Source organism: Vibrio sp. 10N.222.48.A3 (genome assembly GCF_041475345.1).
Taxonomy (GTDB): Bacteria; Pseudomonadota; Gammaproteobacteria; order Enterobacterales; family Vibrionaceae; genus Vibrio; species Vibrio tasmaniensis_A.
Window position 1 is genome coordinate 1 of sequence record NZ_JBFRVX010000027.1, and the last position, 3,277, is coordinate 3,277.

The window sequence follows — 3,277 nt, forward strand, 5'->3', positions numbered from 1 at the left end:
CTCTTTATAGAGATATATTCCTTGATCGTGAAGTCGCAATAAAAACAATCCCCATTAGTAAGAAGAACAATACGATTGAGGAAGTAAACCTACTCAAATCAATTGCGTCTAAGCATGTTGTTGGATTGTATGACGTTATTCAAACCCAAACTAACATTGAAATATATCAAGAATACTTAGATGGGGAAGATCTAGCTAGCAAAGTAGGTCAGTGTCATGGCCCAGAATTTTTGAGCCTTGCCTATCAGCTAGCATCTGGACTACGTGATATACATTCATCAGGAATATGTCACCGAGATATAAAGTTGGATAATGCGAAATTTGACAAACAAGGTGTACTTAAAATTTTTGATTTTGGTGTATCTCGTATCGGTGATCCGCACCAAACCGTAAATGGTCATGGTACATTAGAATACCTAGCTCCTGAAGCCTTTGGATTATACACGCAAGACTCCGTTGTACTTTCATTTGCGGTCGATATCTATGCACTTGGAGTGACCTTACACAAACTTGCATTTTCGGGTATATGTAAATTCAATAAAACGCTTAATCCGCAACCAGAAAGCCCTCGATTTGCTGAGCTTGGCTTTTGTTCAAAGCTAACATCACTCTTAAATAAATGTGTTTCAGAAAATAAAACGGAGAGACCCTCAGCAAACAGTTTAGTTGCTGAATTACAAAGAGAGCTCCTACGAAATAAACATACTGGTTTGTTTGTTGCACCGAAAGGCTCCCATAATATTGACCAAGCTCATCCAAAAACAAGAATTAAAATTTCTGATGACTTGTCAATTATTATCAATTACAACGGATACGACTTTTATGTTACTAAAGTTGAAGGACATGTTTATATAAATAATGAAATTGTAGATGTGGGTAAGGTGCTTTATGGAGCATGCGTCCTGACATTTGTTCGAGATGCCAATAACCGTTTCTTTGTTTCGTTTTCTTCATCTCATCCGGAGATAGTATTATGAGTCATATTCACAAACCTAACGACATCATTGCAGATCGATACGTGATCGAAAATTATATCGACGAAGGTGGTATGCAACAAGTCTACTCAGCGATAGACAAAAACATTGGACGAAAAGTCGCTTTAAAGACACCAAAAAATGATTCGGCTAGCCTGAGATTTAAAAGTACCGCAATTTGTAGTGCTCGTGTTATTCACCCTAACGTGGCGAAAACTCTAGATTACTTTGGCTTTGATAAACGCGAATACTTAATTGAAGAACTTATTGACGGAAAAGATTTAAACACTGTATTCAGAAATAATTTCTCATATTTAGATCCATGTCTCGTTGCCTTCATAGGACATCATCTATCAAAAGCAGTAGCTGCATCTCATAGCGCAGACGTCGTCCATAGGGATCTCAAACCAAGTAACATTATGATTGTAGGGGGCGAGAAGTTTAGAGATATTAAAGTCACTGACTTTGGTATTGCAAAACTTGTTGATGATGAAATCAACGAGGTTTTTTCTGATACCGAAAATGTTGAAAGCTCCATTGCTGGCTCAAAAACACTCGTTGGTGCTCTACCTTATATGGCCCCAGAAATTGTTTTAAACAAAACAAAAGCTGGAAAACATATTGATATTTGGTCAATAGGTGCAATTATGTATTTCCTACTAACAGGAAAAACACCTTTCACATCGCAATTTGCCCAAATCGTCATTAACTATCATACTCAGAAATCTATCGATCCAATCCTTCATATGGATACATCTCGCCATTTAAACCCGTTAGGCAATCAATTACTAGGCATTATCAAAAGTTGCTTGGATTACGACTATTCAAATCGTCCAAATTCTGAGCAATTAGTTCAAATGTTTTCTTCCCTTTGTTACCCTATTCAAGAAAGAAAATATGGACATATCAAGTATCGACGAGGCACACATGGTTGGGGCTTCATTAAAAACATAGGCCCTAACGATACATTTTATCATACTGAAGAAGTTTTTGGACTTCAGGCTTCCCATAGTGAGCGAGTGTGCTTCTCTGAGTACCCTGGATTACCTCAAGCAAGGGCATTTCCAATTATTCGCTGTAAATAAGTTGCCATACAAATATAATGACGGTCCGTAATTTAAAAGACGGCAACAAAAAACCATGGCTTTGCGACCTCTACCCGCAAGGCCGTAATGGCAAACGTGTTCGTAAGCGCTTCGCCACCAAGGGTGAAGCGCTTGCATTTGAAAAGTACACGCTACAGGAAGTAGACAATAAGCCTTGGCTTGGTGAAAAACCTCAACGTCGCAGTCTTATTGATATGCTTGAACTATGGCAAGCACGCCACGGCCAGTCACTCACTCACTCTAAATACACCTACAATAAACTCAAAGTGATGGCGCTTGGTATGGGCGACCCGCTTTACCATAATTTCACGGCCAAGATGTTCGCTGAATACCGCACTGCGAGATTAGCTGGCGAAATCGCCGACCTAAACGGCAAGAAACTCAAAGTGACGTTTCGCACTTGCAACAATGAACAAGATCTCTTGAATGCGATGATTGTAGAACTTCAAAGAATGGACGAATGGAAAGGCGACAATCCGCTTAATGCCGTTCGTCAATTCAAGCTGCATGAAGCTGAAATGGAGTTTCTTACTGTTGAAGAGATGCAGTATCTAATCGAAGCAGCAGAAGCTCATCCGCACCATGACGATTTACACAAAGTAATTAAGCTATGTTTGGCTACTGGTGGGCGATTTAGAGAATCAGCAACTTTAACTGGGGCACAGCTGACTAAATACAAAGTTACATTCACACAGACCAAAGGTAAAAAGAACCGTTCAGTTCCCATTAGCCCAGAACTCTATGATGTGATTTATAAGGAAGGTTCGGGCCCACTATTCAGCATTAGTTACTCAACGGTTTACCGCTTCATCGTGAAGCATGTACCAAGACTTACCCAACAAGCGGCTCATGTACTTCGTCACACTTTTGCGTCTTATTACATGATGAACGGCGGTAACATTATTGTGCTGCAAAGAATCTTAGGCCACAGTGATATAAAACAGACTATGCGCTACGCGCATTTAGCGCCCGATCATCTAGAAGATGTGCTAATGAAAAACCCTTTGGCTAATCTAGGTACAAAAAACTAATACTAGAAACAAAAAAAGCTACCCGAAGGTAGCCTTTTCAAAATGCATTGTCTAGTGTGAACCCCGTATGACTTATTAAATGTCTATGACACCTAATCAAGTAGAACAAAAGAATTACCTTTTATTCACCCGGTTCTCGTTGTGAATCTTTTCAGATGTTGGTAAC

3 protein-coding genes are annotated in these 3,277 nt (G+C 39.5%); all 3 read left to right on the forward strand.

Going from position 1 to position 3,277, the window contains the following annotated elements; genetic code table 11:
* On the forward strand, positions 1-977 hold a 977-nt coding region (locus AB4653_RS01040; protein ID WP_372103116.1), incomplete at its 5' end, for a serine/threonine-protein kinase.
* On the forward strand, positions 974-2,059 hold the full coding sequence (locus AB4653_RS01045) for a serine/threonine-protein kinase (RefSeq protein WP_102257944.1): 1,086 nt from the start codon (positions 974-976) through the stop codon (positions 2,057-2,059). The genes AB4653_RS01040 and AB4653_RS01045, both read left to right, overlap by 4 nt.
* 17 nt (positions 2,060-2,076) lie before the next feature.
* Positions 2,077-3,111, forward strand: coding sequence for a tyrosine-type recombinase/integrase (locus AB4653_RS01050; RefSeq protein ID WP_102257945.1), 1,035 nt, complete (start codon positions 2,077-2,079; stop codon positions 3,109-3,111).
* Positions 3,112-3,277 lie beyond the last annotated feature (166 nt).

Bases quoted from the DNA above. Each gene is read 5' to 3' on its own strand.
- AB4653_RS01050 (WP_102257945.1), top strand. From the start codon at position 2,077: ATGACGGTCCGTAATTTAAAAGACGGCAACAAAAAACCATGGCTTTGC.
- AB4653_RS01045 (WP_102257944.1), top strand. From the start codon at position 974: ATGAGTCATATTCACAAACCTAACGACATCATTGCAGATCGATACGTG.